This is a genomic window from Polyangium sp. y55x31 (genome assembly GCF_029946505.1).
GTDB lineage: Bacteria > Myxococcota_A > Polyangia > Polyangiales > Polyangiaceae > Polyangium.
In genome coordinates this window covers 734198-757743 of sequence record NZ_JARZHG010000001.1, presented here as the reverse complement: position 1 = coordinate 757743, position 23546 = coordinate 734198, and the positions used below count along the sequence as shown (strand labels likewise).

Here is a 23546-nt window from a genome sequence, read left to right as displayed (position 1 = left end):
CGCAAAGCCCGCCGTGGTCAAAGCGTTCGCGAAACGAGCCGCATGCTCGCCTCGAAGGCTTCCTCCCGGGCGAGCCGCTGCGCCGCGGCGTCCGGGAGCCCGAGCATGCGCGCTTCGCTATCCTCCGCCGCTCCTTCGACATGAGAAAGGCGCGTTTCTTCGCCCGCCCACGATCGCTCCACGCTCTCCCTCAGTGCATTCCGGACCGACTTGCCGCCGGCCGAAAGGCAAAACGCGACGATCTGCTCCGAAAGCTCGGCATGGCCTTGTTCGTCGCGAGCAATCACGGAGAGCACCTCGCGCGTGGGCTCGTCCTTCGCGAAGAGCCGCGTGCGCCGCGCCTCGGCCGCCGCCGCGCCCTCGCCGAGGAGACCATCCCAGAACGAATCCAGCGCGAGCCTGCAGAGGAGCGCATCCGGGCATTCGTCGGAACGACGGGGGACCGGCGGAAGCTCGGGCGAGAGGTGGACCGGCGACCATTCGTTCGCGAGCGCGGCGCAAAGCTTCGTATGCGTTTCCTCCTCCTCCGCGGAGCGGATGGCCCGCGAGACCAGGGTGTCCGGAGCGCCGGCGCGCGAGAGGTCGCGGGCGAGGGCGAGGAACGCCGGGACCGACGCGCATTCCGCGCTCGCCGCGCGTGCCCAGTGGGAGAAGAGCCGCTCCCGCGTGCCTCGACCCGATGCTTTGGCCTTTCTCCTCGGCCGCGCGGGATGGGGCGGACCGATGCGCAGCGGCGCGAACGTCGCCTCCGCGTTCGGGCCCGTGCGTAACGGGCGACCCGATACGACCTGGAAGCAGTCGATGTAAACGCAGGGCCCGGGGCCCCGGATGTCGCCCCCGACGATGAATTCACTCTCCATCCCCTCCGTGACGCCGATGCTCCCCCGGAACGTGGGGCCCGTCTCGAGCACCAAGGCATTGAAGAGCGGCACGAGCCCGAGGTGGACCCCGACGCCTCCCGGCACATCTCCTTCCTTCGACTCCGTGCGGATCGTGGCGCCGAACTCCGTGTCGAGGTCGAAGAACACGTTCGTGAGCATGTTTGCGTGCGCGCCGAAGGCGAAGCGACCCGCGCCGTTGAGCAGATAGGTGCCCTGAAAAAAAGCGCCGATTCCGAGCGAGCCGTTGATCGGGAATCCCTGCGGTTCGTCCTGGAAGTAGGTGTACCGCAGGTCCCCTCCGATGCCGAAACCCGATCGCGCGCCGATCGAGTAAGACAACGTGAGGCCCGCCATCAGGGCGTGCCCGGAGTCCTGCGCCGCAGCAGTACCCGGAACGAGCCACACGGCGCCCGCGAGGGCCAGGGCGCCGAGAGAGGAGGGGATCGCGTGGGAATGACGATGCATGACAGCCTCCAAGACGGTCGGGTGATCTTCGGACGGGCGATTACCGATGTTTCGGATGGAGCGCTTTGCGCGCCCGCTCTTCGGACAGGAGCGCTTCGAGGCGCTCCTCGGCGGTCCGGGAGGAGCTCGTCCCCTGCCGCCGGTGCACGAGGTTGTTCGTCTCCAAAGGATCCGCTTCGAGGTCGTAGAGCTCGTATTCGGATCGATCGAGCCGTCGGGAAGACGCGTTCGGGTCGCCGATGATCGATTTCGAATACGACCGCGCATACTTCCAGAGCCGCGGCCCGTCGCCGACGTCGAGGCGCGCCACGACGGCCTCCACCTTCGCCGGCTCGTCGACTGCCTCGTAGGACCTCCCCGTCGCCGTGGTCTGATGGAGCCCCTCGGAGACCTCGTCCTCGGTCATGAAATAAATGGGCTCGTCGGGCATGCTGCCGCCGTGCAGCGCGCCCGAGAGGTCCCGGCCGACGAGCGGCTGGGCCTCGGTATGGCCGGGCGCGAGGGCGTTTCGAATGGATTCGGCGTCGATCCCCGCGAGCCCGAGCAGCGTGGGCAGGAGGTCGACGTGGCTCGTCGGCTGGTCGACACGCCCGCCCGCGGCAATGCCGGGGCCGCTGAGGAGGAGCGGGACCCGGAGGCTCTCGTCGTAGGCGTTGTGCCATTTCTGATGCATCCCGCCGTGCGCCCCCAGCATCTCGCCGTGATCCGAGGTGTAGACGACGATGGTGTCGTCCCGGAATCGTGACGCGAGGAGCCTCTGGTAGACACGCTGGACCTGCCTGTCGACGAGCTTGTGCAGGTAATAATAGAACCGGCGATACACGGGGATTTGCGGCTGGGGGAGGAAGATCTTGCCGTATTTTTCGACGTAATCCGCCTGGCAGCCGGGCTTGGTTCGCAGGGACTCGTCCTGCGTGGGCGGCTCCGGGATCTCGGGTACGGTCTCGTCGTCGAAGGCATACCCCCAGGATTCCCAGAGGATGCCGAAGAGGACGATGTCGTGCGGGTTCACGAACGACGCCACCGTCACCCAGGGCGTATCGTCCTCGCCCGTTTCGAGCTCGGCGAAGAGGGCCTCGACCTGATCGCCGTACGAGGGGTCGCGGAGCAGGCCGCAGTTCGATTGGGCCGTGCCGTGCGGATCCGGGCCGATCCAGCCGTCGAATCCAAAGGGCGCGAGGCGGTTCGCGGCGCGGTAGAGCGCGTGGTTCGGCTCGAGGATCTTTCCCTCGTCGTCGCTCGACGCGAGCGGGGCGCGCGTGTCGGGCGTGGTGAGGTCTGCGTGCGATACGTGCCATTTGCCGCGGTAGAACGTGCGGTAACCGGCCGCGCGGAAGTAATGGCCGAGCGTGGGGACCGTGTTCGGGTCGAGCCAGAAGACATCGGGATCGGCGGCCGCTTTGGCGGCGCCGTCGGTGGCGCGCACGCCGTGCAGCGTCGGGTAATGGCCGGTGAAGAGGGAGGCGCGGCTCGGGACGCAGGCGGTGGACGCCGCGTAATGGCGGTGGAACTCGGTGCTCCGGGCGCGAATCGCTTGCTGCCCCGGGAGCTCCGCTTTCCGGAACTGCCGGATGGCCTCCGTCTCGTAGACCGGAGGATACCGCTCTTCATCGGTCATGATGACGAGAATGTTCGGGCGACGCGTGGGCATGGCAACCTCCCTCGTTCCACGCCTATCACGCCTCGCGCGCGCAGATCAACCCGCCACGAGCGCAGCGGCGACGCGTGCAATCGCCGCCGGGCCCATGCTGAGCCGCGTGATTCCGAGGTCCACGAACGTCGCGGCGAGCTTCGGATCCGCCGCTGCTTCGCCGCACACGGATACGGCGCGCCCCGCCGCCTGGCCCGCTTTTGCCACCCGACCCACGAGATCCAACACCGCCGGATTCCCCGCGTCCGCGAGCGCGGCGAGCCTCGGGTGGCCTCGCTCCGCGGCGAGCGTGTATTGCGTGAGATCGTTCGTGCCGATGCTGAAGAAATCGACGTGCGGCGCGAGCCGATCCGCGAGGAGCGCCGCCGCGGGCACCTCGACCATGATGCCGAGCGGGACCGGCCCGAGATGGGGTTTTCCCGCGGCGTCGAGCGCACGCGCAGCGCGCGCGAGGGCGGCTCTCGTGGCCTCGATCTCGGATGCCACCGATACCATCGGGATCATGATCCGCACGTCCCGGCCTCGCCCAGCGCGGAGAATGGCGCGGAGCTGCGTCTCCAATAGATCGGGCCGATCGAGGGAGAGGCGGATCCCGCGCAGGCCGAGGTAGGGGTTTTCCTCGGGGGGAACGTGCAGCCAGGGCAGCCGTTTGTCGCCGCCCGCGTCGAGGGTACGAATGACGATGGGCGCGCCGGGGAAGGCGGCTAGGACCTCGGCGTAAAGGTCCGCTTGTTCGTCCTCGCCGGGCGCTTCGCTCCGGTCGAGGAAAAACATTTCCGTACGCAAAAGGCCGATCCCGAAGGCGCCTGCTTCCTTGGCGGCGCGCGCTTCGAGCGCGCTCGCTGCATTGGCCCAGAGCTCGACCGTGGGGCCGGACCGAAGCGTGACCTTGCCGTGAGACACGGCCGCGGAGCGCCGCGCGGCCCGTTCCTCGGCGCGACGGCGTTCGAGATCGGCCGTGAGGGTCGGGTCCGGATCGAGCCACACCTCGCCGGTCGAGCCGTCGAGGCCGAGGCGGGCAGGGGATTCGGAAAGATCCTTCAAAAGGGGGGCGGCGCCGAAGACCGCGGGAATGCCGGCGCCCCGCAGGAGGATCGCGGCGTGTGAGGTCGGGCCGCCGCGCAGGTCGACGACGCCGAGCACGCGGGCCGGATCGAGGCGCGCGGCTTCGCTCGGCAAGAGCTCGTCGGCGAGGAGAATGGCCGGCGGGCCTTCGGGCAGGGCCGCCGCGGGCGCGGCGCCGAGCGCGCGCAATACGGCGAGCTCGATGTCGCGCAGGTCGGCGACGCGGGCGCGCATGTACGGGTCGTCCGCGTTCGCGAGGGCCTCGGCCGCGCGAGTGGCCCCGGAATGATAAGCGACGGCGGCATTGCGCCGGGATTCCGTGATGAGGTCGCGGGCGGTCTGCAGGATGACGGGATCCCGGAGCAGCGCGACGTGCACGATCGCCATGTCGTCGCGGCCGAAGGCGCTGCGGATCTCGCGCTCGACCCGGTCGAGGGCGGCCGTGAGCTCGTCGAGCTCGGTGGGCGGATCCTCAATGGTATGTTGCGACAACCGGACCGCGGCCCTTTGCAGGCGAACACAAGGCCCCACCGCGGCACCGGCCGCAATCGGAATCCCGCGGCCTTTCGTGGCCTCCGCAGCAGCCTGCGGCACGGCTACGTCGTTCGTCCCGGCCTCGCGCACGAGGGCCGCGAGGGCGCGCACGGCGGCCTCCGCCTCGCGCCCCGTCGCGGCGATTCGCAAGACGTGGCCACGCCGCGCGCCGAGCCCCGACAGGGCAATCACGCTGTCCGTCGCCCGCGGCTCCTTGCCGTTCGTTCGATTTTCGACCGTGATCTTCGCGTCGAACTGGGACGCACGGGAAACGATCCGCGCCGCGGGCCGCGCATGCAGGCCGTGCGCGTCTTCGATTACGGCGTCCTCCCAGATCTCGTGTTCGGCGCTCTTTTCGATCGGCGCGGTTGCGGGAGCGGGTGCGGCCTCCCCGAGCTGTTCCTGCTTGGCCGCGAGGCCCCGCCCCGCCTCGGCCGCGACCTCGTCGAGGCTCCCGCCGCCCGCCGCGCGCACCGCCGCGGCCACCGCGCCCTCGACGAACGGCCCCGACGAGAGCCGCGTTTTCGCCGCGATCGACGCATCCACGAGATCGAGCGCGGTCTCGGCGCTGAGGAGCGCGCTGCCGAGATCCATCAAGACGACCGCGCCCTGCTCACCGGCCGCAGTTTCGAGCGCCGCGACGATGGCCATGGCGTCGGTGCCGAGCTCCTCACCGGCCTCCCCGATACCTGCTGCGCATTCGATGACGACCACGTCGCCGGTCATCTGCGTCGCGAGCTTCCGTGTCGCCTCGGCGAGCGCGCGGCTATGGGAGACGAGGACGAGCCCGACCGTCGATTTGCTCATTCCGCTGCGACCTCGGCGAGGCTCCGGAGCAGGAGCCACATCGACGTGGCGCCCGGATCCTGATGGCCCGCGCTCCGCTCCCCGAGATAACTCGCGCGTCCCTTGCGCGCCACGATGGGAATCGTCGCCTCCGCGCCTTTGTGTGCCGCCTCGGCCGCCCGCGCGAGCGCTTCGGCGAGCGAAACGCCCTCCGCGCCCTCGAACGCCTTGATGGCCGGCCCCAGCGCGTCGACCATCGTCTTGTCGAGCGGCTCGGCCTTGCCGCGCTTCTGGATCCCCGCGAGCCCGGCGGCGAGCGATTGCTGGATCACCGCCCGATCGATCTCGGCTTTCCCCGCAGCTACTTTTGCTGCTTCCAGGAACAAGGTTCCATAAAGCGGCCCGCTCGCGCCGCCGACGGTCGAGAGCAGCGTCATGCCCACGGTCTTCAGGATCGCGCCGATATCCTCCCGTGTTTGCCCCGCGAGCTTGCCGCGCACGGCCGTAAAACCACGCGCCATGTTCGCCCCGTGATCACTGTCGCCGATGGCCGCGTCGAGCTCGGTCAGGTATTTCTCGTTTTCCCCGATCACCTCGGCCGCGCGCTCGAGCCAAAGGACCACGGCGTCCCCATTCAAGACCTCGCGCCCCACGTCAAACCCCCCAGCGCAGCGCCGCCGTGTGCACGGGCGCGTCCCAGTACCGGACCATCTCCTCGTCGACCTCCAGCAGCGTGATGGACACGCCCGCCATTTCGAGGGACGTGATGTAAGGCCCGACGAGGCTCCGCACGACCCGGAGGCCCCGCGCCGCGGCGATCTCGTGCGCCTTGCGGAACACGACGTAAAGCTCGAGGAGCGGCGTGCCGCCGAGGCCATTGACGAAGAGGAGCACGTCCTTTCCGGACCGGAACGGGAGATCGTCGAGGATCGGATCCATCAGCATCTCCGTGATGCGATCGGCCGATTCGAGCTTCGCGCGCCGCCGCCCGGGCTCGCCGTGAATCCCGATGCCGACCTCCATTTCGTCCGGTCCGAGCTCGAACGAGGGTTTTCCCGCGTGCGGCACCGTGCACGGCGTGAGCGCGATCCCCATGCTGCGCCCGTGCTCGTTCACGCGTCGGCCGAGCGCCGCGACGTCCGCGAGGGAGCGCCCCGCCTCGGCCGCGGCGCCGCAGATCTTCTCGACGAGCACCGTGGTCCCGACGCCGCGTCGCCCCGCCGTGTAAAGGCTGTTCTCCACGGCCACGTCGTCATTGACGAGCACGGTCTCCGTGGCGATTCCAAGTTCACGCGCGAGCTCGGCGGCCATCTCGAAATTCATCACGTCGCCGGTATAGTTCTTGACGACGTGGACGACACCCGCGCCGCCGTCGACGGCGCGCGTGGCTTCGAGGATCTGATCGGGCGTGGGGCTCGTGAACACCGCGCCGGGACACGCGGCGTCGAGCATCCCGCGCCCGACGAACCCGCCATGCAAAGGCTCGTGCCCGCTGCCGCCCCCGGAGAGCACAGCGACCTTGCCTCGCACGGGCGCATCGGCGCGCACGAGGAAAGCCGGGTCCACGTGGACGCGCAGGAGTTCGGGGTGAGCGACGGCCATGCCCGCGAGGGCCTCCTTCACGAGATCGGAAGGCGCGTTGAGGAGCTTCTTCATCGGGGCGGAGGATACCGAAAAAGAGGAGCGGCCCGCGAGAGGAAAAGGCAAGAGGCCGAGGCGGGAGCCGAGAATGCAGACGACGAGGCCTCCATGCGGGCGCTCTACCGGGGCGGCGCTTGCCGTTCCTGGGGTCGACCGCACGTTCTGGGCAGGGGGAGGTTCATGCTCGGGAGTTTCATTCGCTCGCCACGATCGCTGGGATCGTCGCCATGATCGCTGGGACCGCTGGCGTGGAGGCCATTGACGCCGCAATGAGCGTCGCAGAAGGGATGGGACAGCCGTTCGCCGGGTTTTCGGCGGGCGGCGCTTTTGTGTCGGCGAGCATGACGAGCAATCCGCCTGGGGCGGCACTTGCCGTTCCACGTCGCGACCGCACGTTGCGGTGAAGGAGGGGGAATCATGGGTACGAATCTCATTCGGTTTTTGCTCGTTGCAGGCGTCGCCGGTGCAGGCGCCGCCGTGATTGCGATGCCGCTCGCGGCGCGGGCCGATATCCCGGCGCCGGCACCGGAGCTCGTCGAGGAAAACGTGGGCGCACTGGTCGACGGGTCCGTGGACGAGGACGTCGACGAGAACGTGGACGAGGGGAGCTCCGCGCTGGAGACGCAGCGGCGTCGCGGAGGCTGGGACGGCGGTCGCGGCGGCTGGGATCGCGGCGGCTGGGACGGCGGTCGTGGTGGCTGGGATCGCGGCGGCTGGCGTGGCGGCGGCTGGGATCGCGGCGGCTGGCGTGGCGGCGGCTGGGATCGCGGCGGCTGGCGTGGCGGCGGCTGGGATCGCGGCGGCTGGCGTGGCGGCGGCCGGCGCGGTGGTGGACGGGGCCATTGGCGCTGGTGAGGTATTCCGAGGAGCGCCGCCCGCAGGGAGGACCTGCGGGCGGCGCCGGGAGGAATGACCATGCGATCGATACCGCGCCGATGGCTGCTCGTCCTTTCCGCAGCCCACTTGCTCCTCGTGACGCTCGGGGCGGCCGGCGTGGAACTCCACGATGTCGGGCCCATCGGGCGGCTGCTCGACCATTACGGACTCGCCTCCGGCGCCGGATGTGAATATGGTTTTTTCACGTCCAGGGATCATGGCCAGTTCGTGCTCCACATCGACGTGATCGACGCCGAGGGCCGGCAGACCACGCGCTCCCTCGACACGGGCGCGAGCCACGAGGCCGAGCTCCGCGTCGCGCACATCGCGAACGAGTTCGAAACCAAAAAGCCCGAGCTCCGGCGCGAGCTGGCCAGGTCGATCGCCGCGAAGATGTTCGAAAGGCACCCCGAGGCGCGCGAGGTCGTCTTGCGCGTCGAGTATTTCGTGGCGGTATCGATGGCCGAGCACCAGCGCGGCCGCGAGCCACGAGTGACTCCATTCTACGATGCGAGGTTCCGAAAGCCGCGCCCGCGGCTGGAGGCACGCCATGGAAGCGCCCATTCTGGATGATCCGTCCCCGAGGGCCGGCGCGCGTCGGGCCCTCGACGTGTTCTTGTTCGCGCCGGCCACCGCAAGGCCCCTCGCGGCCTTGCGGATCGGCCTCGCTTCGGTGCTCCTCGTGCAGGCGGCCGTCGTCCACGCCGAGTTCCTCGATTGGTTCTCGCGGGGCGGCCTCTTCCAGGGCGATCTGGCCCGCACCTTCGGCCCCACGTTCGGGCCGCGGACGGGTGATTTGCTCGCCTGGTTGTCCCCGCTCGGCGTCGGAGAAGCGGCGGGCCTTCGCGCGATCGGCGCCGCCTACGTCGTGGCCCTCGTCATGCTCGGCCTCGGCCTGTTCACGCGCGCCGCTGCCGCGCTCGCGTGGTTTCTCCACTGGACGCTGATGAACAGCGCCACCCCGCTGATGTACGGGGTGGATCTGTATGCGCACATCTTTTTGTTTTACGCGATCTGGGTCCCGGCCGGCCGCGCTGCGTCGCTCGACGCGATGCTCTTCCGCGCCTCGCGCGCGCCCACGGCGGGGGCGCGGTTCGGGCTACGGATCATGCAAATACACCTGTGCATCTCGTATTTCGCGAGCGGCGTGCAGAAGGCGACCCTCATCGACTGGTGGAACGGCGAGCTCATTTTCCGGGCCCTCTCGCTCCCGGATTATTGCAGGTTCGACATGTCCTGGCTCGCCCACTATCCGGCGATCTCCCAGCTCGCTTGCTGGGCCACGCTCGCCGTCGAGATCGGCTATTGCGTGTTCATCTGGCCGCGGCGTACGCGGAGGCTCTGGCTCGTGGCGGTCGTCGGTCTACACCTCGGGATCGCCGTTTTCCTCGGCCTCCATTTCTTCGGCATCCTGATGTGCGTGCTGAACGTCGCGCTCTTCGGGATCTCCCCCGAGCCGGGCGATCAGGCCGCCTTCTTCGTCGCGCCGGCGCCCGGCGAGAGCTCGACCTTGACCCAGCCGGGCATGCGCCGATCGAAGGCCTTGTAGGCGTCGATCACGGAGACGAGCGGCTCCCGGTTCGTCAGGATCTTCGTGGGATCCACGACGCCGCTCGCGACGTGGTCGAGCAGCTTCGGGATGTACCGGCGATGCGGGCAATTGCCCATGTTCACCGTGAGGTTTCGCATCATGGCCATCCCGATCGGGAACCATTTCATCTGCGGCGGATAGACGCCGATGATCGACAACGTCCCGGCCTTCGCGAGCGCCTCCACGGCCCACGTGAGCGCCTGCGACGGGGCATCACCCGGGTGCCAGTTGTCGCCGTCCTCGTTCGTCTTCGGCGCCACCTGCTCGAGCATTCGCTCGGCGTCCTTCTTTTCCTCGCGGCTGACCTTCGCGGGCCCCGCGTGCGGCCGGTTCGCGTCGACGCCCACGGCGTCGATCGCGCGGTCCACGCCGATCCCGTCCGTGAGGCGCAGGATCGTCTCGATGGGATCCTCCTCGTCGTAATCGATCACCTCGGCGCCGAGCGCGCGCGCCATTTCGAGGCGCGAGGGGATCGTGTCGACCGCGAGGATCCGATCCGCGCCGAGCATCTGCGCGCTCACGATGGCGAAGAGCCCGACGGGGCCGCAGCCGAACACGGCCACGGTGTCGCCCGGCGTGATCTCGGCGAGCTCGGCCCCGAAATACCCCGTGGGGAAGATGTCCGAGAGCAGGATCGCCTGATCGTCGCTCACGCCGTCGGGCAGCTTGACGAGGCCCACGTTCGCGAAGGGAATGCGGGCGAACTCGGCCTGGAGCCCGTCGAACGGGCCGCTCTGGATGGGCCCGCCGAAGAACGCCGTCCCCGCCTGCTTGCCATTCGGATTCTTGTCGCACTGCGACTGATAACCGGCCCGGCAATACGAGCAGGTGCCGCAGGCAATGGTCGAGGCGACGACGACGCGGTCGCCCTTTCGCAGGTTCCGCACGTCCTTGCCGAGCTCCTCGACGATACCGACCCCCTCGTGCCCGAGGATCGTGCCCGGCTTCATCCCGGACATCGTCCCGCGGACGAAGTGCAGATCCGTCCCGCAGATGGCGCTCGCCGTCAGGCGCACGATGGCGTCCGTCGGCTCCTTCATCTTCGGCTCCCGCACGTCATCGAGCCGGATGTCCCCGACCCCGTGAAACACGACGGCTTTCATGCGACCTCCCCCTTGCCAGGAGGGCCCTAGGGCCGAGGGCCCGCCTTGCCCAGGGAAGAATATGCAAGGGATCGCTCGGTGCGCTCTTCACGCGAGCGCTCGTTTGCTCTATGACGTACACATGAGCTTCGTTGCACGGTGCGTGGGCGTGATGGCGCTCGTGGCCTGCTCGTTTGCAGGCGTGGCGCGGGCGGATGAGGCTTCGGTCGAGGTCAAGACGGACGCTGCCGAGATTCAGCTCAAGAATGGCGGCACGATGCGCGGCACCATCGTGACCGTCGAGCCGGGGCAACGCGTCATCGTCATCGTCGCGGGGGAGCAGAGCGTCATCCCGTGGGCCGAGATCGCGAAGATCGTCGGCGGCCCGCAGGGCTCCGCCGCGCCTGCGCCTGCGCCTGCACCTGCGCCGCTCGCGCCGACGGAGGGCATGCCGCTCGTCCACATCGAATCGAACTGGCCCGAACTGGAGCTCGCGCGCATCGACGGCGACGTGGGTGGCGGGAACCACCAGCCAGAGTTCGTTGGACCCAATACGATCACGAAGTACATATGCCGCGCGCCGTGCGACAAGCTCGTGGACGGACGGGATGGCCATCGGTTTTACATCAGCGGCCCCGGCATGGTCCCGACCGAGTCCTTCCGTCTCGATGGCCTGGATGGCCACGTGACCGCGCGCGTCAAAGGCGTCAGCCTGGCCCGGTTCACGGGGGGCTTCCTGGGGACCGTGCTGGGCGGCTTTTTCGCGGTCAGCGGCGCCGCGATCACCGGCATGAGTTACACCATCGACACGACCCCGACGCCCGAAGTCCCGGATCCGGTGAGGCAGATCAGAACGGTCCGCACGATCGGCCTCGTCACGCTCGGCATTGGCGCGGCGGGGTTCGTCGGGGGGCTCATGCTCCTGTCGGAGGGCCGCACGCGGATCGAGCTCGTCAAGGCGCAAAACGGGAGCACGGGCGTCGTGCTGGAGAACGGAATTTTGCGATTTTGACGGAGACCGCGCCGGGAGCAGGCGCTTGCCACCCAGGCGTACCGGCTTAGGTACGCCTGGAGGGCAAAACCATGAAGAACCTGCTCCCGATTCTCGCGCTTGGTCTCGGTCTCGTGACGGGTTACGCGGCGGAGGCGTCGGCCCGGGATCCGATCATCATTCAGCATCCGCCGCCCAGGGTGCCCGCGGTCAACGTGGCGCCGTTCCTCGACGCAGGGTGCGCCCGCAGCGACGACACGCTGGATTGCTCGGCATCCACGACGATAAAGCGATTCGGGTGTTTCGGAGATACCCTCCACATCGACGAATCGCTCGGCGGCCTCGCGCCGCGCGTGGCCATCGCGGAGTGTAACGCGGACGCGCGCGACGGGTCGGCGGTGGGGATCGTCGATCTCGGCTGCATGTTGCCGCAGAAGCGGCGATACCTCCTGGCGACGGGCGGCGGGAACTTCGAGCTCATCGACACAGTAGCGGGGTTCATCGATCGGTTCGCCCCCGTGACCTCCCAGGCGGAGGCGCTCGGCTTCGCGGTCGCGTTGACGACGGCGAACCCGGAGTATTCGATCGACATCAACGACGGGCGTGATTTCCTCGTGGATCGAATCGCGACGACGAACATCCGGCGTGTCCGCGGAGGATACCGGGTGCGGCTGTTCGACATGGAGGTTTGCGGCTGCGGGCTGCACCCGACGTCGGCGGTGGATTACTTCGTGCCGAACAGCGGGCGCGTGAGGGTTGCGGACCGGGAGCAGGTCTACCGGTTCACGGCGGTCGTCTGCATCGATTGACGGACGGACGCGCTGCTACCGCGTCCGCAGGATGATGTGGAATCCGAACGGCGTCTCCACGACGCCGCTGGTTTGTCCCACCGATAGTTTTTCCACGGCCTCCTCGAATTCGCGGACCATCGCGCCCTTCGGGAACGTGCCGAGGTCGCCGCCGCGTTGCGCGGCGCCCGGCTCGTCGCTGTATTGCGCGACGATGTCCTCGAAGCTCGCCCCCGAGGCCAATCGTTTGCGCGCCTCCTCCGCGCGCGCAAGGGCCTCGTCACGCGTGCGCGTGACGTGCGCGGGTGCGCGTTTCGAGCCCGCATACATGACGATCAGGTGCTTCGCTCCCATGTGCCCCGCGGGGGGCGCCGCCGGGGCCATGGACGCGGGCGCAGGCGGCGTCGGGGACGGCGGCGGGCTGAGCGGCGGCGGGGTGGTCGCGACGAGGGGCACGGGATTGCGGGCGTCGCCCTTCAAGGTGTCGGGAGCGATGGGCTCGCGCCTGAGGGCTCTTCCGACGTAGCGCTTGAAGGCGCGGAAGGGCTGCGCGCCGCTCACGAAGTAATCGTTGATCACGAAGCTCGGCGTGCCCGTGATCCTCAGGCGGTCGGCGAGCTCTCGATCGGCCTGGACCACCTTCCAATGCGTGCGCGCGTCGAGCGCCGCCGAGAGCTTCGCCACGTCGAGCCCCACTTCGGCGGCTTTGCGCTCGATGGACGCGCGGCTCAAGCCTTGCTCGGATTGATCCTCCCAGAGGCGCGCCGCGAGGGCCCAGAAGCCGGCCTCGCCTTTTTGCCGGAGGGCCTCGACGGAGGCCTCGGCGGCGAGCTGCGCCTGCTTGTGGAAGGAGAGCGGCAAATGCCGCCACACGACGCGGACCTTGCCCGGATGGGCGGCGAGGAGCTGATCGATGTCCGCCTGCACGCGCTTGCTGAACGGGCACTGAAAATCGGCGAACATCTGAATGGTCACCGCGGCTCCGGCGGGCGCGCCTTTGCCCGGATTGTCCTTCGTGGGCGCGGGGGCGAGGATCCTCTCCATGGGGGCGGGGCCCTTCGCGTCCTTCTGGAGGGCATCGTAGAGCTGCGCGGCCGGCGTCCCGGCGGCGACGAGTTTTTCGCCCTTTTTGATCTCGTCGTCGATGATGGCCTCGAATTGCTCGCGGGGCTGCGCGCCGACGAGATGCCTGCCGTTGATGTAGAACTGAGGCGTGCCGAGCACCTTGAGGTCGTCGCTCAGATCTTGATCACGCTCGATGCGCGCGGCATGCGCGTGTGATTCGATCGCCTTCTTCACGCGCTTGACGTCGAGCCCGAGCGTGATCGCGAGGTTTTCGAGGTCGGCATCCGCGAGGCGATCCTGGGTGTCGAAGAGCGCCTGGAAGGCCTTCCAGAAGGCGGCCTCTCCCTTTTGCGCGCCGGCCTCGATCGCGAACTCCGCGGCCGGTTCGGCGCGCGGATGGAAGGCCAGAGGGTTGTGCTTGAAGACCAGCCGCAGTTTGTCGCCGTATTTGGCTTCGAGCTCGGTGATCGTCTTGAGGGACAGCTTGGTGAAGGGGCACTGGAAATCGCCGAACATCACGATGGTCACGAGCGCGGACGATTTGCCGCGCGCCGGGGAGCCGTCGAGGGGCACCTTCCAGACCGTGGTCGTGTCCGCCGGCGGGGAAGGCGGCGGAGGCGGAGGCGCTTTCTTTCGGTTTCGCTCGGAGCGCTCGGCGTAGACGTGCTCGGCGTCGACGCCCGAGCGCCGGAGCGCGGCCGCCTCCACGAGCTCGGCGTCGATGATCGACTGGAAATGCGCGATTTCCCGGGCGCCGGAGACGAAAATGCCATTGACGAACGTGGCCGGGGTCCCGGTGACGCCGACCTTCTTGCCGAAGGCCATGTCGGCGTCCACGTTCGCGGCAAAACGCTGCTGATCGAAAGCGGCCTGGAAGGCCGAAGGATCCACGCCGCTCTCCGCAGCCCACGCGACGAACGACTGGGGGTCGAGGTAGCGCTGGTTTTGGAAAGCGAGGTCGTGAAACTTCCAGAATGCGCCCGCGCCCCCGAGCCGCAGCACGGTCTCGGCCGCGAGGTGCGCGGGGCGGGCATTTTTATGGAAGGGGAGCGGGTTGTGTCGCCAGACGACGCGCAGCTTGTCCGGCCCGTATTGCTCTTCGAGGCGGGCGAGCGTGCCCATGAGCCGGGACGTGAAGGGGCATTCGAAGTCGCCCCAGATGACCATGGTGACCGGTGCGAGCGCGTTTCCCCAGATGGGATCCTTGGGCCCGACGGGGATGAAGGTCCCGGGGTCGGGGAAGACCGCCGCGCCCTCGGCCGCGCCTTCACCCTCGTCGGCCGACGCGGAGGCGGCCATGGCGAGGGCGTCGCGCTCCGGTTTGTCCTGGTTCACCGTGACCGCGGGCTGTACGGAAGGCGGCGGCGCGCAAGCGGCGAGCAAAACCAGGACGGTCGAGACGAGCGCCGCGCGGCGGCGTCCTCGTGCGTGGTTCATCGAAAATCCTCCATCGGGGCGCGGGAGATTACCCGACGATGGTCGGGCGGAGAAGGCCGTCGCATCGGGCGCCCTCACATCCCGCTCCGGATCAGGAAGCCGTCCGCGGTCCGGACCAGCACCATCCGGTTGTCGTCGGAGACGTTCTTCGGCTTGGCTCCGGCGAAGCGATACGATGCGGTATAAGAGTAATCGACGAAGATGACGCCTTCCTCGCCCACGATGCGGTGGTAATGAATCTCGTACTGGATCTGCTCGACGCCCGCGAAGAGCGTTCGCAGGTGACGTTCGAGATTCTGGGCGTCGATGTCGTCGATCGGGTCGTCGTTGTCGCCGTCCTCGAAGTAATCAGGAGCGGCCAGGGAGACGAGGACATCGACGTTTTTCTCCTCGACGGCCTTGCGATAGCGCTCGCAAAAGCCGATCACGGCGGCATTCTCCGGTGTGTCGGGCACATCCGACTTGGGCGCCAAGGCGATCGGCGCCTGCCGTTGCGGCAGTTCCTCGACCTCTGGGGCCACCTGCGTGGACCGCACGGCAGGGACGACTACGTCGACGGGAACACGCGGCGGCGGAGGCGCGCCGCAGCTCGACAGCAGCAGTGCAAAAAGCGAGGGCAAACGGAGAGAGCGGCGCATGTCGATGGGCCGAGGATAGCGGACGTCGAGCGAAAACGGCAGTCGGTTACCAGCCCTGCGATCCCAAGGAACAGGCCGCCAAGGTCACCTGCGAGCGCGCCGGGAAGCTCGCGAGCATGGTGAACGCGGCCAAAGGTCTGTGAGGGCCCGTTTTCCCGACGTGAAAGGGCGCCTCGGGCTGGGGGTCGGAATGGATCTCCCCTGGGGCGCCCCGGTCGGGTTCACGTACGATTCCGGGCGTGGCGATCACGTGACGGATCCGGTCGTGCGGTTTTTGTCGTTCCACGCCGGGGCCTTTCGATACCTGTTCACGTCGTTCCAGCCTCGAAGCCGAAATCGCATCGACCCGCGCGACTACTTCGACGCCTACGACGACCTGTTCGCCCGCATTCCAGCATTCCCCGTGCGCGCCCTGCACCAGACGAGCTTCAACCTGGGCGCGCTCGAGGCCTACGATCGAGGCGAGATCATCGATTTCACGAACGCGCTCGTCGACCGGTATCGGTTTGCGTGGGTGAACGAGGATCCCGGGCTCTGGTCGATCCACGGCCGGCCCTTGCCGTATCCGCTCCCACCATATCTCACGCCCGCGGGCCTCGACCCGTCGCCGTGAGTCGGTGCGCGGAGCTTACGCTCTACGCCGCGGCGCGCGGGAAGCTCATCCGCGGGGCCATCACGCCTTTCCTCGCGGATTTGCTCGTGTCGGACGAGAGCCCGGTCGACATCGCGCGCAAGCATCACGTCGCCGCCGTCGTGCTGCAAGCGTCGCTCGATCACCTCGCGGACCTCGGGCTCGGCCGCTGACACGCTCCTATCTCGGCCCCGCCGCCTCCTCGAGCCGCGTACGCCCGACCTCGGCCAGCATCTTCTCCAGCGCCGTCAAGCTCGGCGGCTTCGCGATGTGCCGGTCGAAGCCCGCTTGCCTCGACCGCTCCACGTCCTCCTGCAAGGCATAACCGCTCAGCGCGACCAGGTAGACCGAGCGCAGTTTCGGATCCGCGCGCATCGTCCGCGCCACGCCGTACCCGTCCATCCCCGGCAAGCCGATGTCGCAGAGCACCACGTCCGGCTCGAAACGCCGCGCCTTCTCGATTCCTTCGGGCCCCGCGAACGCCACCTCCACCACGTGATCGCTCATCCCGAGCGCCTCACGCAGCGTCTCCGCCGCGTCCACGTTGTCCTCGATGACGAGCACCCGCCGCGGCGGCTCGCGTGGCGCGACCCCCGGCGCTGCTGCCCGGCTCCGCGCGATCGCCGGCACGAGCGGCAGCCGCACCGTGAACACCGCGCCTCGCCCGAGCCCCGCGCTCTCGGCCGTCACCGTTCCGCCGTGCATCTCGCAGAGCCCCTTCACCAAAGACAGCCCGAGCCCGAGCCCGCCGCGGCTCCGATCGAGCGTCCGATCCGCCTGCACGAACGGCTCGAACACGTGCGGCAGCGTCTCCGGCGGGATGCCCGCGCCGTCGTCCCGCACGCACACCACGACCTCGTTTCCCTCGCGTTTCACCGACAGAAGCGCCTGTCCCCCGCGCGGCGTGAACTTGACCGCGTTCGTCAGCAGGTTGCCCACGACCTGCGCGAGCCGCGTCGGATCGCCGTCGACGCAGAGAGAGGTGTGCTCCACCTCGACCGCGAGCTCCACGCCCGCTTGCTCGAATGTCGACGCGTGATCCTCGGCGAGGCGATGCACGAGCTCGCCGAGCTCGACCTGCTCGCGCTGGAGCTGGATCTTGCCGCGCGAGATCCGCGTCACGTCGAGCAGGTCGTCGATGAGCCGCGTCATGTGCGTGACCTGCCGCTCGATCGCGGCGTGCGCGCGCCGCGCCTGTGGCCCGCCCGGCGCGGCGCGCTCGAGGATGTAGAGGCCGTTGCGGATCGGCGCGAGCGGGTTTCTGAGCTCGTGCGAGAGCATCGCCAGAAACTCGTCCTTGTGCCGATCCGCCGCGCGCAGCGCGGCCTCGCTCTCGCGCAGCGCTTGCTCGGCCTCCTTGCGCTGCGTGATGTCCTGCATGATGCCGACGCTCCGGATCGGCTTGCCCGTCGCGTCGCGTATCAAGCGCGCCGCGACGTGCACCCAGATGAGCCGCCCGTCCTTGCGGATGTAACGCTTCTCGGTGCAGTACTCGGCGACCTCGCCGCGCACCATGCGTGTGTACTTCTCCCAGTCCTCGTGGCGATCGTCGGGGTGCGTCATGTCGCGCACCGTGCCCGAGAGCAGCTCCTCGCGGCTGTAGCCGGTGATCTCGCAGTAACGATCGTTCACGCGCAAGATCCGTCCCGTCGCAGGATCTGCCTGGCCCATGCCGACGATCGCCGTCTCGAAGAACGCGCGGTACTGCTCCTCGCTCTCGCGGAGCGCCGCCTCGGCGCGCCTGTATTCGGTGATGTCCCGCGTGACCACGATGGCGAGGATCTGCTTGCCCTCCTCGTCCCGCACGGGCACTCCGCTGAAGCTGAAGAACCACTCCCGGCCCGTGTCGAGGCGCCGCGCGTGGAGCTGCCAGCCCGCGAAGGACTCGCCGCGCAGCACGCGCGAGACCGGCCACGCGTCGACGGGGAGCACGCGTCCGTCGAGATCCGTGAGCTCGAAGGACGTGGCGAAGTGCTCGATGCGCATCTGCTCGGCGCTCGTGAAGTCGTACCGCACCGCCTCCGCGCCGTTCACGAGCAGCACGTTGCCCTCCATGTCGAAGACGACGATGCCGTCCGGGATCGCTCCGAAGACGGCTTCGAGCTGCGCGCGGCTGTGGTTCGCGCGGGCCGCTGCCTCGCGCAGCGCCGCGAGGAGCCGCCCGCGCTCCTCCTCGTCCCGCTTGCGCGCCGTGATGTCGCGGAAGAAGACGGCGATGCCGCCCTCCTTCGTCGGGTACACGTTCACGTGTGTCCAGAGATCGAGCGGCGCGTAGTACTCGTCGAACTCGACGGGCACGCGTTCGAGCATGGCCCGGTGGTACTCGCGGAAGTAGCGCGAGTGCGGGCCTGCGACGGTGGGAAAGACCTCCCAGAGCGTCCGTCCGAGCGTCTCGCTCCGCGACCTCCGGCTCAGGCGCTCCTGGCCCGGATTCACGAAGACGTAGCGGAAGTCGCGATCGAGCACGAAGCAGGGCTCGCCGCGATCGAGCACGTCGAAGGCCCGCGCGAGATCCGCGGCGTCGTGGCACGCGTGCTCGTGCCTCTCGTGGACGTCGACGGCGATGCCGGACCACGCGACGACGGCGCCCTCGTCGTCGCGGCTCGGCGCGCTGGAGAGCGAGAACCAGCGGTACTCGCCGTCGTGCCGGCGGAGGCGGGCCTCGATCTCGAAGCGCCCGGCCGACGCGAGCGCCGAGGTCCACGCGCGAGCGGCGCGCGCCTGGTCGTCGGGGTGCAGCACGCGCTGCCAGCCGAGGCCGTGGTGCTCGGACGCGGGGAGGCCCGTGTATGCGACCCACGCGGCGCTGGCGAAATCGCAAGTGCCGTCTGCCCGGCATGCCCAGACGAGCCCGGGCAGGCTGTCGAGGATGCGTCGACATCGCTCCTCCGCGAGGGCGGCACCTGCACGAGGCTCGGCCATGGATCCATCGACACGTGGGGCCCCGCGCCCATGATCGCAAGCAGGCGCGAGCCTCTGCGGCGGTGCTCGCGCGTCCGCGCAGTCGCGAGGCTTGCCTCTTCACGTTCGCCCCGCGGCGGGGCAAACTGCGCGGCCGCTGTGGAGCCGAGGAGGGATCGGTTGGTCGTGAGCGAGGCACCTGGGATCTGGTTCGTGTATCGATCGCACTACGAAGGGCCGCTTTCACGTCGGGTGCGGCGCCTCGACGCGCCTTCGATCCTCGCGTGGTTCTCCCAGAAGATGAGCGAGGCCAAGAAGGCCGAGGATCCGCATAACGTCCACGAGGCCGAGCTCGGCGGGTACGTCTACGGGTTCGGCACGGTGTTCGAGGCGGTCGCGGAGCACGGGCTCATGGCGCCGAAGTCGACGGCCGAGCTCGAGAAGATCCTCCGCGAGCACCTCTACGTGGAGGGCGGCGCGGGGAACATCCGCATCGACGAGCACTCGCTCCGCGTGTTGACGGACGACGACGAGGTCATGCTCGCGTACTTCTTCTTCGACGACGAGGTCGCGCGCAAGCAGCCCGAGCGCGTGGCGTGGCTGCTCCACGAGGAGCCGAAGCTGCCGGAGGGCGACGCGGACGGCCCGTTCACGCCGCCCTTCGAGCCGGAGCTGATCCTGCCGCGCGGCGAAGGCGAGGGGACGACGTACGCCTGTCTGCTCACGTCCTACGACGGCGAATCGATCCCGGGCCAAGCCGTGGCCATCCCCGGCGTGCGGCTGCCCGATCTCGCGTCGCACCTGCGCACCGTGGTGCCGACGAAGACTCCGGCGTCGTGGTCGAAGGAGTGGCTCGACACGTGGCCGGTGGAGCTCCGGCTCCTGCGAGCGATGATCGAGCCGGGCCAGATCTCCATCGCGCCGGCGCTCGCGAAATGTGCGGCATATCCGCTGCGTGAGGTCGTCGTCGAGACGAACCACACCCTGCTCGGCGTGGGCGCGCATCACCACGCGGAGGCCGAATTCTACAAGGTGGGGACGGCGTTCGAGCGAGGCGGGGATCCCACGAAGGCGATCGTGCAGGTCGGCAAGCACGCGGCGCTCTTCTGCCCGCACACGTCGAGCGCGTTCGGCCACGAGCAGTGGATCCTGTTCGACGATCGCTGGGCGGCGGCGCATCCGGCGCTCGCCGCGTCGATGTTGCGGTACGCGCACGGCTGGGATCCGCTGCGCGACCCCGCGAAGCCGTTGCCCGTGGAGAGCGAGGCCGAGCAGAAGGAGCGCGCCTGGAAGGAGGCGCTCGCCGGCCGTATGGAGGAGGCGGCGACGCCGTACCGCACGACCACGAAGTTTGCCCCGGGTGACCTCGTGGACCACACGAAGTTCGGACGTGGCCTCGTGCGCCGCGTGGATGGTGGGAAAATCGAAGTCCTTTTCAAGGATGGCGCCAGGCTCCTGGCGCACGCGATGCCGGGGTGAGGCGTCGCGCCGAGACCACCGGCGCTCCCGCCTCCGCATCCGCTCCCGCCTCCGCTCGGTTGGCGAGGGTAGCCAGACGCTTGGGCGCTCGCTAGCATCGGCCCGCGCAGAGCAAGTTGATGAAGAAGGAACACGTCACGAAGACCGCGCCCCGGTGGTTCGATCCATCCTCGCCGGTGAGCATCGCCATGCGGGACGCGCGTGTGTCCCGCCGCGACGGTCGTGGGCTCATGTCGCTCAGCGAGGCGCGCCGCCTCCTCGAGTCGACCGAGGTTTTCCGCAAGGGTGAGGGCCGTTCGGCCGGCGGAACGATGGTATTCGAGAGCGACCGCGTGTGGGCGGCGCTCTTGTCGCTCGAGGACGCGGCCGAGTTCGTGAAGCACGGCCGGCGCATCCGCTGGGAGTTCCAGGTGCGCGGCCGCGACAACACCGCGCTCCACGATCGGTACGGAGACGGGATCCTGCCCTGGATCGAGAGCCGTATCGAAGGCGACGGCGCGCTCCTGAACGTGCCGTGGTGCGTGGTGCCGTGCTTGCTCGCGATCGGGACGCGCGAGGCGCTCGACGCCGCGCTGCGTGTCCAATCGATCGTGGAGCTCGCGAGCACGGGGAGCGAGATCGAGGCGGAAGAGAGTGATCTCGTGGAGGACACGTCCACGTCCGACGACGACGACGCCGACGAGAGCGACGACGAGGACGAGGACGACGAGGACGACGAGGACGACGACGATCCGGGCGCGGACGAAGACGAGGACGACGAGCGCGCGCGCGCCGACGCGGCCACGAAGGATGATGGGCTCGACATGGCGCGGCGCTGGATGACGCGTCACCCGGATGCGTACGGCGCGCTCGCGACGCTCGCGGACGAGGGGAACACGCGCGCGGCGGAGCTCCTGCGGGATCGCGCCGCGGCGCTCGGCGGCGTGGTGCGCGAGGCGATCGAGGCGGCGCTCGGCGAAGAGGCAGCCAAGCGGATCGCGGAGCAGTTCAACCTGCCGCGGACGCGTTTGCCCGAGCAAGTGGAGCGGCTGCTCGCCGAGTCCGAGGCGATCGACGAGCCGCGGGGTCCGCTCTGGAGCATCGCGGAGCTCGACGAGGCGGCGCGCAAGTCCGATCTGCCGATCTGGGACAACGCGAGCTACACGACCGCCGCGATGCGGATCACGGGGTACGCGTCGCAGAAGGGCGACGTGCTCGTCATCGAGCAGATCCTCCACCACCCGGGATCGGGCGTGCTCGCGTGCTGGGAGCTCGCGGCGTACGGGCCCGGCGCGGGCAAGCGTTCGGGGCGCGACGACGAGCTCATCGTCGACGCCGCGCGCGATGAACTGCAAAGCGTGGAGATCGACGCGGACGACTACGTCGACGGCATCACGAACCAGATCGTCCTGCTCGGCGAGCGCGACGAGAAGGGCCGGCCCACGTCGGGTTCCGACGGCCCGCGCATCGTGCCGCTGCCTCTCCCGTCGGACGACATGATCGTGCACGTCAAGCGCGCGGCCGTGCGGCAGAACGGTGATCCGCTGCGCGCGAGTTACCGCCTGCCGCGCTCGTTCGCGGCGCTGCCCGAGGCCTCGCGCGAAAATCTCCGGCTCGTCACACCGGCCGAGGCGCTCGTCGTGGATCTGTGCCGCCGGCATCGCGACATGATCTTCGCGGCCGATCGTGATCTGCGCGTCGCCGCCGCGATCCCGCAGGGCGCGATCCGGCTCTTCTCGTTCGACGACTTCGAGTTCGTCGCCGCGGGCGAGCCGGCGTCGCGATCGATGGACCTCGTGGCGATGGTCGAGGCGCTGCGCGCGCGCCGAAAAATCACGCGCCTGCCGGGCGCGGCGAACGCGCGGCCCGAGTGCTGGATCCCGGGCGCGGCCGAGCTTCGCAGCTACGCGGGCGGTGATGCCTGGGCCGAGGGCGACGATCCGATCGAGCCGGAGACGCCGGCCGCGGGCGTCGGCGTGACGCCGTACTGGAGCCTCACGATCGCGCGCGGTTTTCCGCACGGGGTGTGGCTTCTGCACGGCGCGGCGCAGAACAAGAAGGGGCAGGCGGAGCAGGCGATCCTGCACCTCACGAACGCGTCGTCCCCCGTCGTGCGCCAGTTCTGGCCGCGCCGGACGGCGTGCATGTGGGCGCGCGTCGCGGGCCTGGCCGAGCGCAAGTGGGTGACGGGGGATCGTGGCGTGCTCGCGGCCGCGAAGAACGATCGCATGCTCTACGCGGCCGAGGCGCGGAAGCTCGTGGAGAACTTCGTCCTCCGGCCGTGGACCGTGCCCGCGCACGTGGGCACGGAGTTCGTGCTCTTGCTCGAGGCACTCGTCGGTGGGCGCGAGACGATCGAGGCGTTCGTCGTGGCCCTCGGAAAACTCTCGCCGGAGGCGTGGGCGTCGGACAGGGCAGCGCTCGCGGCCGCGATCTTCGAGCTCGGCTTCGTCCTGCGTCGCGTGGAGGGCACGCGTGGCCCGCTGCGCGAGCGGCTCGCGGCGTCGTGGCGGCCGGGACAAACGGGCGAGACGCCGCGCATGCTCGACCTCGTGCTCCACGGCCGCGCCGGGGCCGAACGGAGCGCGCGGTGCGAACTCGATCTCGCGCACGTCGGCAATGATCCGACGTGGGTCCGCGACAAACTGCTCGATCGCAAGACGCCTCCGTCTGCGCCCGACGTGTTCCTCGTGTCGCTCGCGGGCGAGGAGATGCTCGGCAAGTACGAGGCGCGGATCCCCAAGGTGGTGGACGCGGCGTGGGTGGGCAGCCAGCTCGCGCGGCTCGCCTCGGCGCGTGTGGTCGGGATGGCGCTCGCGCTCTACGCCGATCGACCCGAGGCGCGCGCGGCGATCTCGCAGGCTCTCTTCGAGCGGCCGGAGATCCGCGCCGAGATCGAGGCGAACCAGCGGGGCCCGCAAGCCAAGATCGCAAAGGCGCTGCTCACCGCGCTCGATGAGCGGGACGAGCGCGCCTACGCGCGGCGCCAGGGCGCACAGGACGACGAGCTGGAGGACGAGGACGAGGACGACGAGGACGAGGACGACGAGGACGAGGCGTAGCGC

The 23546-nt window shown here is 69.2% G+C and carries 18 protein-coding genes; 9 read left to right on the top strand and 9 right to left on the bottom strand.

What is annotated here, in order from left to right:
- Nucleotides 1-17 precede the first annotated feature (17 nt).
- The 5 genes from QHF84_RS02665 to dhaK are packed head-to-tail and all read right to left on the bottom strand — an operon-like array spanning nucleotide 18 to nucleotide 7038.
- Nucleotides 18-1346 carry a hypothetical protein gene (locus QHF84_RS02665; protein ID WP_281311554.1) on the bottom strand — a complete coding sequence of 443 codons (1329 nt, stop codon included), beginning with the start codon at nucleotides 1344-1346 and terminating at the stop codon, nucleotides 18-20.
- A gap of 40 nt (nucleotides 1347-1386) precedes the next feature.
- Nucleotides 1387-2997 (bottom strand): sulfatase-like hydrolase/transferase, encoded by a 1611-nt coding sequence (locus QHF84_RS02660; RefSeq protein ID WP_281311553.1) that lies wholly within the window; start codon nucleotides 2995-2997, stop codon nucleotides 1387-1389.
- A 45-nt stretch (nucleotides 2998-3042) separates the two neighbouring features.
- Nucleotides 3043-5403: a phosphoenolpyruvate--protein phosphotransferase gene (ptsP, locus tag QHF84_RS02655; protein WP_281311552.1), complete on the bottom strand. Its 2361-nt coding sequence runs from the start codon at nucleotides 5401-5403 to the stop codon at nucleotides 3043-3045.
- Nucleotides 5400-6035, bottom strand: coding sequence for a dihydroxyacetone kinase subunit DhaL (gene dhaL / locus QHF84_RS02650; protein ID WP_281311551.1), 636 nt, complete (start codon nucleotides 6033-6035; stop codon nucleotides 5400-5402). Before dhaL ends, ptsP begins: the two co-directional genes overlap by 4 nt.
- A gap of 1 nt (nucleotide 6036) precedes the next feature.
- On the bottom strand, nucleotides 6037-7038 hold the full coding sequence (gene dhaK / locus QHF84_RS02645) for a dihydroxyacetone kinase subunit DhaK (protein WP_281311550.1): 1002 nt from the start codon (nucleotides 7036-7038) through the stop codon (nucleotides 6037-6039).
- 402 nt (nucleotides 7039-7440) lie between these two features.
- Between dhaK and QHF84_RS02640 the strand changes: the two genes are divergently transcribed.
- From QHF84_RS02640 to QHF84_RS02630, 3 genes are read left to right on the top strand one after another with little or no spacing between them, the layout of a single operon-like run.
- Nucleotides 7441-7878, top strand: a complete 438-nt coding sequence (locus tag QHF84_RS02640; protein WP_281311549.1) for a hypothetical protein — start codon at nucleotides 7441-7443, stop codon at nucleotides 7876-7878.
- Nucleotides 7879-7938: 60 nt separating this feature from the next.
- Nucleotides 7939-8472, top strand: coding sequence for a hypothetical protein (locus tag QHF84_RS02635; RefSeq protein ID WP_281311548.1), 534 nt, complete (start codon nucleotides 7939-7941; stop codon nucleotides 8470-8472).
- The gene (locus tag QHF84_RS02630) at nucleotides 8450-9448 is read left to right on the top strand and encodes an HTTM domain-containing protein (RefSeq protein ID WP_281311547.1); all 999 of its coding nucleotides are present in this window, start codon (nucleotides 8450-8452) and stop codon (nucleotides 9446-9448) included. The genes QHF84_RS02635 and QHF84_RS02630 overlap by 23 nt, the downstream gene beginning before the upstream one ends.
- Here the strand turns inward: QHF84_RS02630 and QHF84_RS02625 are convergent.
- A complete protein-coding gene (locus QHF84_RS02625) occupies nucleotides 9364-10593 on the bottom strand; it encodes a zinc-dependent alcohol dehydrogenase (RefSeq protein WP_281311546.1) in 1230 nt (409 codons plus the stop codon). The two genes, QHF84_RS02630 and QHF84_RS02625, sit on opposite strands and share 85 nt — an antisense overlap.
- A 121-nt stretch (nucleotides 10594-10714) precedes the next feature.
- Between QHF84_RS02625 and QHF84_RS02620 the strand changes: the two genes are divergently transcribed.
- Nucleotides 10715-11584, top strand: a complete 870-nt coding sequence (locus QHF84_RS02620; protein ID WP_281311545.1) for a hypothetical protein — start codon at nucleotides 10715-10717, stop codon at nucleotides 11582-11584.
- Nucleotides 11585-11655: 71 nt separating this feature from the next.
- Nucleotides 11656-12372: a hypothetical protein gene (locus tag QHF84_RS02615; RefSeq protein WP_281311544.1), complete on the top strand. Its 717-nt coding sequence runs from the start codon at nucleotides 11656-11658 to the stop codon at nucleotides 12370-12372.
- Between the two features lie 15 nt (nucleotides 12373-12387).
- Here the strand turns inward: QHF84_RS02615 and QHF84_RS02610 are convergent, their stop codons facing one another.
- Together QHF84_RS02610 and QHF84_RS02605 are read right to left on the bottom strand one after the other, a co-directional pair.
- Entirely contained in the window at nucleotides 12388-14853 is a 2466-nt protein-coding gene (locus tag QHF84_RS02610; protein ID WP_281311543.1) for a thioredoxin domain-containing protein, read from the bottom strand.
- Between the two features lie 74 nt (nucleotides 14854-14927).
- Nucleotides 14928-15491, bottom strand: a complete 564-nt coding sequence (locus QHF84_RS02605; RefSeq protein WP_281311542.1) for a hypothetical protein — start codon at nucleotides 15489-15491, stop codon at nucleotides 14928-14930.
- A 190-nt stretch (nucleotides 15492-15681) separates the two neighbouring features.
- On the opposite strand from QHF84_RS02605, the gene QHF84_RS02600 reads away from it, so the two are divergent.
- On the top strand, nucleotides 15682-16104 hold the full coding sequence (locus QHF84_RS02600; protein ID WP_281311541.1) for a hypothetical protein: 423 nt from the start codon (nucleotides 15682-15684) through the stop codon (nucleotides 16102-16104).
- Entirely contained in the window at nucleotides 16101-16295 is a 195-nt protein-coding gene (locus QHF84_RS02595; protein WP_281311540.1) for a hypothetical protein, read from the top strand. Before QHF84_RS02600 ends, QHF84_RS02595 begins: the two co-directional genes overlap by 4 nt.
- A 7-nt stretch (nucleotides 16296-16302) precedes the next feature.
- On the opposite strand, the gene QHF84_RS02590 is transcribed toward QHF84_RS02595, so the two are convergent.
- Nucleotides 16303-19044, bottom strand: coding sequence for a PAS domain S-box protein (locus tag QHF84_RS02590; protein ID WP_281311539.1), 2742 nt, complete (start codon nucleotides 19042-19044; stop codon nucleotides 16303-16305).
- 165 nt (nucleotides 19045-19209) lie between these two features.
- Here QHF84_RS02590 and QHF84_RS02585 point away from each other — a divergent pair, with 165 nt between their 5' ends.
- Together QHF84_RS02585 and QHF84_RS02580 are read left to right on the top strand one after the other, a co-directional pair.
- Nucleotides 19210-20502, top strand: coding sequence for a hypothetical protein (locus tag QHF84_RS02585; RefSeq protein WP_281311538.1), 1293 nt, complete (start codon nucleotides 19210-19212; stop codon nucleotides 20500-20502).
- A gap of 119 nt (nucleotides 20503-20621) precedes the next feature.
- Nucleotides 20622-23543, top strand: a complete 2922-nt coding sequence (locus QHF84_RS02580) for a hypothetical protein (RefSeq protein ID WP_281311537.1) — start codon at nucleotides 20622-20624, stop codon at nucleotides 23541-23543.
- The last annotated feature ends 3 nt before the right edge of the window (nucleotides 23544-23546 follow it).

Coding starts and splice junctions, on each gene's coding strand:
- QHF84_RS02665 (WP_281311554.1), bottom strand. CDS start 1,346: ATGCATCGTCATTCCCACGCGATCCCCTCCTCTCTCGGCGCCCTGGCC.
- QHF84_RS02660 (WP_281311553.1), bottom strand. CDS start 2,997: ATGCCCACGCGTCGCCCGAACATTCTCGTCATCATGACCGATGAAGAG.
- ptsP (WP_281311552.1), bottom strand. CDS start 5,403: ATGAGCAAATCGACGGTCGGGCTCGTCCTCGTCTCCCATAGCCGCGCG.
- dhaK (WP_281311550.1), bottom strand. CDS start 7,038: ATGAAGAAGCTCCTCAACGCGCCTTCCGATCTCGTGAAGGAGGCCCTC.
- QHF84_RS02640 (WP_281311549.1), top strand. CDS start 7,441: ATGGGTACGAATCTCATTCGGTTTTTGCTCGTTGCAGGCGTCGCCGGT.
- QHF84_RS02635 (WP_281311548.1), top strand. CDS start 7,939: ATGCGATCGATACCGCGCCGATGGCTGCTCGTCCTTTCCGCAGCCCAC.
- QHF84_RS02630 (WP_281311547.1), top strand. CDS start 8,450: ATGGAAGCGCCCATTCTGGATGATCCGTCCCCGAGGGCCGGCGCGCGT.
- QHF84_RS02625 (WP_281311546.1), bottom strand. CDS start 10,593: ATGAAAGCCGTCGTGTTTCACGGGGTCGGGGACATCCGGCTCGATGAC.
- QHF84_RS02620 (WP_281311545.1), top strand. CDS start 10,715: ATGAGCTTCGTTGCACGGTGCGTGGGCGTGATGGCGCTCGTGGCCTGC.
- QHF84_RS02615 (WP_281311544.1), top strand. CDS start 11,656: ATGAAGAACCTGCTCCCGATTCTCGCGCTTGGTCTCGGTCTCGTGACG.
- QHF84_RS02610 (WP_281311543.1), bottom strand. CDS start 14,853: ATGAACCACGCACGAGGACGCCGCCGCGCGGCGCTCGTCTCGACCGTC.
- QHF84_RS02605 (WP_281311542.1), bottom strand. CDS start 15,491: ATGCGCCGCTCTCTCCGTTTGCCCTCGCTTTTTGCACTGCTGCTGTCG.
- QHF84_RS02600 (WP_281311541.1), top strand. CDS start 15,682: ATGGATCTCCCCTGGGGCGCCCCGGTCGGGTTCACGTACGATTCCGGG.
- QHF84_RS02590 (WP_281311539.1), bottom strand. CDS start 19,044: ATGGCCGAGCCTCGTGCAGGTGCCGCCCTCGCGGAGGAGCGATGTCGA.
- QHF84_RS02580 (WP_281311537.1), top strand. CDS start 20,622: ATGAAGAAGGAACACGTCACGAAGACCGCGCCCCGGTGGTTCGATCCA.